Annotated in this window: 5 protein-coding genes; 1 reads left to right on the top strand and 4 read right to left on the bottom strand. The window is 58.5% G+C overall.

Annotation, left to right across the window (positions count from 1 at the left end):
- Positions 1-205: 205 nt before the first annotated feature.
- From groL to ACW9JE_RS28760, 4 genes are all read right to left on the bottom strand, one after another.
- On the bottom strand, positions 206-1,852 hold the full coding sequence (gene groL, locus ACW9JE_RS28775; protein ID WP_224538677.1) for a chaperonin GroEL: 1,647 nt from the start codon (positions 1,850-1,852) through the stop codon (positions 206-208).
- A 49-nt stretch (positions 1,853-1,901) separates the two neighbouring features.
- Positions 1,902-2,195, bottom strand: coding sequence for a co-chaperone GroES (locus tag ACW9JE_RS28770; RefSeq protein ID WP_224538676.1), 294 nt, complete (start codon positions 2,193-2,195; stop codon positions 1,902-1,904).
- Between the two features lie 248 nt (positions 2,196-2,443).
- Positions 2,444-2,920, bottom strand: coding sequence for an FxsA family protein (locus ACW9JE_RS28765; RefSeq protein ID WP_457434684.1), 477 nt, complete (start codon positions 2,918-2,920; stop codon positions 2,444-2,446).
- A 65-nt stretch (positions 2,921-2,985) separates the two neighbouring features.
- Positions 2,986-3,717 (bottom strand): HugZ family pyridoxamine 5'-phosphate oxidase, encoded by a 732-nt coding sequence (locus tag ACW9JE_RS28760; protein WP_457434682.1) that lies wholly within the window; start codon positions 3,715-3,717, stop codon positions 2,986-2,988.
- Positions 3,718-3,881: 164 nt separating this feature from the next.
- On the opposite strand from ACW9JE_RS28760, the gene ACW9JE_RS28755 reads away from it, so the two are divergent.
- Complete coding sequence (locus ACW9JE_RS28755) at positions 3,882-4,640, top strand: SDR family oxidoreductase (protein ID WP_457434681.1); 759 nt, start codon at positions 3,882-3,884, stop codon at positions 4,638-4,640.
- The last annotated feature ends 75 nt before the right edge of the window (positions 4,641-4,715 follow it).

Genomic DNA, 4,715 nt, shown 5'->3' with positions numbered 1-4,715 from the left:
TGTGGTGGGTTTATTTTTTGGGGCCGCTTCGCAGCCCAACGGGGGCAAGCCCCCTCGCCACAATGACCTCATCGCCTGTTAAATCTCTTAACTAAATGGCTTGCCCGCGAAGAGGCCCTCGAAAACAACATAACTTTGCAGCAGACAATAAAAAACCCCGCCTGCTTTCGCAGGCGGGGTTTTTCGTTACAGGGGTAAGGCTGGCTTACATCATGCCGCCCATGCCGCCCATACCACCCATGTCTGGCATACCGCCGCCAGCAGCACCTTCTTTCTTCGGTGCGTCAGCTACCGCAGCTTCGGTGGTCAGGATCAGACCGCCGATGGAGGCTGCAGCTTGCAGAGCGGAACGGGTAACCTTGGTTGGATCCAGGATGCCCATTTCGATCATGTCGCCGTACTCGCCGGTAGCAGCGTTGTAGCCGAAGCTGCCTTGACCGTTCTTGACCTTGTCGACCACTACGCTTGGCTCGTCGCCGGAGTTGGCAACGATCTGGCGCAGCGGCGCTTCGATCGCGCGACGCAGAACAGCGATACCAACGTTCTGGTCAGCGTTGTCACCTTTGAAGTCGGCCAGGGTTTGCAGAGCACGGATCAGTGCTACGCCACCGCCAGGTACCACGCCTTCTTCAACGGCTGCACGGGTAGCGTGCAGGGCGTCTTCAACGCGGGCTTTCTTCTCTTTCATTTCGACTTCGGAGCCAGCGCCAACCTTGATCACTGCAACGCCGCCGGACAGCTTGGCCAGACGCTCCTGCAGTTTTTCACGGTCGTAGTCCGAGGAAGTTTCGGCAACCTGGGCACGGATCTGAGCGATACGGCCTTCGATGTCGCCCTGAACGCCAGCACCGTCAACAATGATGGTGTTTTCCTTGGTCAGGGTTACGCGCTTGGCGTTACCCAGGTGCTCCAGGGTGGTGCTTTCCAGGCTCAGGCCGATCTCTTCGGAGATAACGGTACCGCCGGTCAGAACGGCGATGTCCTGCAGCATGGCCTTGCGACGGTCGCCGAAGCCTGGAGCCTTGACGGCTGCAACTTTGACGATGCCACGCATGTTGTTCACAACCAGAGTCGCCAGGGCTTCGCCTTCAACGTCTTCGGCAATGATCAGCAGTGGACGGCCGGCTTTGGCAACGGCTTCCAGTACTGGCAGCATTTCGCGGATGTTCGAGATTTTCTTGTCGACCAGCAGGATCAGCGGGCCGTCGAGCTCGGCAACCATGGTGTCCGGCTTGTTGACGAAGTACGGGGACAGGTAGCCACGGTCGAACTGCATGCCTTCTACGACCGACAGTTCGTTTTCCAGGCCCGAGCCTTCTTCAACGGTGATCACGCCTTCTTTACCGACTTTTTCCATGGCTTCGGCAATGATGTCGCCGATGGAGTTGTCGGAGTTGGCGGAGATGGTGCCTACCTGAGCGATAGCCTTGGTGTCGGCGCATGGCTTGGACAGAGCTTTCAGCTCTTTGACGACAGCGATGGTCGCCTTGTCGATGCCGCGCTTCAGGTCCATCGGGTTCATGCCGGCAGCGACGGCTTTCAGGCCTTCGTTGACGATGGCTTGAGCCAGAACGGTAGCGGTGGTGGTGCCGTCACCGGCGTCATCGTTGGCCTTGGACGCTACGTCCTTGACCAGCTGTGCGCCCATGTTTTCGAAACGGTCTTCCAGCTCGATTTCCTTGGCTACGGAAACGCCGTCCTTGGTGATGGTCGGAGCGCCGAAGCTCTTCTCGAGGATCACGTTACGGCCTTTCGGGCCCAGGGTCGCTTTTACCGCGTCGGCCAGGACGTTAACGCCAACGAGCATTTTCTTGCGGGCGGAGTCGCCGAATTTAACTTCTTTAGCAGCCATGATCGATATTCCTTAAATACTTTGTAGTAGCGGGAAAATGAGCGGGAAATCAGCCTTCGATAACAGCGAGAATCTCGTTCTCAGCCATTACCAGCAGGTCTTCGCCGTCGATTTTCACAGTGTTGCTGCCGGAGTAAGGACCGAACACAACCTTGTCGCCCACTTTTACGGACAGTGCACGCACTTCACCGTTATCCAGTACGCGGCCGGCGCCTACAGCGAGGATTTCGCCGCTGTTGGCTTTTTCAGCAGCCGAACCTGGCAGGACGATACCGCCAGCGGTTTTCTTTTCTTCTTCGCTGCGACGGATTACGACGCGGTCATGCAGAGGACGAAGCTTCATTGTCGATCTCTCCTAATTGTGGTTTTCATCGGCCGGTGTAGTCCCGGCAGGTTTAACAAAGTCCGGCGGTGCCGGTTGCGGCTCGTCAAGCGAACCGCGGAAGTCTGTCTGGCGTAAGTGCCATAAACCTTGCGGTGACAGCTACATAAGGGCGCATAAGCTTATTACAAGGGCGGGTATCGAAAAATTTTCAGCTCGATGCCCCGCAAACGATCACGGCACCCGAAGGTGCCGTGTCGATAGAGCGGTTATTTGCTGTCGCGGTGTTCGAACTCGCCTTCGATCACGTTGGGCTCGCGACTCAGCGGCTCGCGCGGCGACGGACCGCCACGGGGCTGAAGGTCATCGGCGAATGCACGTTGGCGCATCGCCTGTTCCTCGGCGCGCTGGCGCATTTTATTGGCCAGCAGGCGACGGCTCATCGGCAGCAGCATGATCAGGCCGATCACGTCGCTGATGAAACCCGGAAGAATCAACAGTCCGCCGGCCAGCGCCAGCATCAGTCCTTCGAGCATGGTCTGCGCAGGCAACTCGCCGCGGTTCAAGCTCTCACGGGCACGCAATGCAGTGGCCAGACCGGCGACCCGCAGCACGAACACACCGAACATCGAGCCGAGAATGATCAGCGCCAGGGCCGGGAAGAACCCGATCGACCCTGCCACCTTGACGAATACGAACAGCTCCAGCACCGGAAACAGCAGAAAGAGCAACAAAAAAGGGCGCATCAAATAGATCCTCAACGCAAGAATGCCTTGCAGTTCAACTTAGATGACGTCGCCGTTTCGTGAATTCAAGCGTCCGCCACTTCATTTTTCGGCCAATGTTCGGCGTGAGCCAGGAAAACCAAGGCTTCGCGAACTTGTGTCGGCGTATTACACGGCGCTTGAAACGGCAACCAGTAGATCCCTTGTCCGATGCGCAGGTGCATGCCTTCGCTATCGATCCCGACCATTTGTGCCGGCGAATTTTTCGGCAGCCCCGCCAGGTCGACGTAATGGGCGATGGCCTTGGCGTGATCGGCGTTCATGTGTTCGACCATGCTCACTTCGGCCTTGCCGGCGAACGGGTTGGCCAGGGTCAGATCGTTGACCCAGTGGATGGCGCCGAAACCGCCGATGTAACGGTGACGCACCGGCTGCAACACCCAGAAATCGAAATCATGGGCCTTGTGGTAGTTCTGCGATTCGGGGAAATAGCGGTAGTAACGCTCGGCAGCCACTTCGATGGCGGCCTCGTCCTCGATCCGTTGCGCTTCGGCCAGATAGGTCAGGCGCCCGACGGCCTGTACGTCTTCGGCTTCACGCTCGCCCACCAGCATCGAACACTTGGGGTCCTTCTGCAGGTTGTGGGTGTGCTGGGCGATGCGGCTGATCAGGATCAGCGGCTGGCCTTGGTCGTCGAGGCAATAAGGAACCACCGAACCGAACGGAAAACCGGGCATGGCCTTGGAGAGCGTCGACAGGACGCCGCGGTATTCCTTGAGCAGCAATTCTCGTGCATGCTTGGCAACTTCAACGCTCAATTTATGACTCCTTATTAAGAATCCGTCAGAAAAACGGACAGGCAACTGGAGAACGTTCCAGCACGCCAACGGGGCGATTCTCATGTGCAGCCAGGCCATGCCCGGACGCAGATAGAGGGAGCCCTGCCAGCAAACCACTCAGACCTGCCACCGGGGGCATGCGAATGCAACTCACTGACAAAGTAATCATTATCACTGGCGGTTGCCAAGGTTTGGGCCGCTCCATGGCCGAGTATTTCGCTGCAAAGGGCGCCAAGCTGGCCCTGGTCGACCTCAATCAGGAAAAGCTCGACGACGCCGTGGCCGCCTGCAGGGCCAAAGGCGTCGAAGCCCGCACCTACCTGTGCAATGTGGCCAACGAAGAACAGGTGAGCCACATGGTCGCGCAGGTCGCCGAGGACTTCGGTGCGATCCATGGCCTGATCAACAACGCCGGCATCCTGCGCGACGGGCTGCTGCTCAAGGTCAAGGACGGCGAGATGACCAAGATGAGCCTGGCCCAATGGCAGGCGGTCATCGACGTCAACCTGACCGGCGTGTTCCTGTGCACCCGCGAAGTCGCGGCGAAAATGGTCGAGCTGAACAACAGCGGCGCGATCATCAATATCTCGTCGATCTCCCGCGCTGGCAACGTCGGCCAGACCAACTACTCCGCCGCCAAGGCCGGTGTCGCCGCCGCGACCGTGACCTGGGCCAAGGAACTGGCGCGCTACGGCATCCGCGTGGCCGGCATTGCACCGGGTTTCATCGAGACCGAGATGACCCTGGGCATGAAGCCTGAAGCGCTGGAGAAGATGACATCGGGGATTCCGCTCAAGCGCATGGGCAAGCCGGAAGAGATCGCCCATTCGGCGGCGTACATCTTCGAGAACGACTACTACACCGGTCGGATTCTGGAGATGGATGGCGGGTTGCGTATCTAAGAACACCAAAAACCAATGTGGGAGCGGGCTTGCTCGCGAAAGCGGTGTATCAGTCAACTTTTCTGTTACTGACAC

The organism is Pseudomonas sp. SDO55104_S430 (genome assembly GCF_054070595.1).
Note: the sequence above shows the minus strand (reverse complement) of the source record. Positions and strands in the feature narration are given on the sequence as shown.

What these genes read in the sequence shown, in the direction of transcription:
- ACW9JE_RS28755 (WP_457434681.1), top strand. Translation starts at nt 3,882, where the DNA reads ATGCAACTCACTGACAAAGTAATCATTATCACTGGCGGTTGCCAAGGT.
- ACW9JE_RS28770 (WP_224538676.1), bottom strand. Translation starts at nt 2,195, where the DNA reads ATGAAGCTTCGTCCTCTGCATGACCGCGTCGTAATCCGTCGCAGCGAA.
- ACW9JE_RS28765 (WP_457434684.1), bottom strand. Translation starts at nt 2,920, where the DNA reads ATGCGCCCTTTTTTGTTGCTCTTTCTGCTGTTTCCGGTGCTGGAGCTG.
- groL (WP_224538677.1), bottom strand. Translation starts at nt 1,852, where the DNA reads ATGGCTGCTAAAGAAGTTAAATTCGGCGACTCCGCCCGCAAGAAAATG.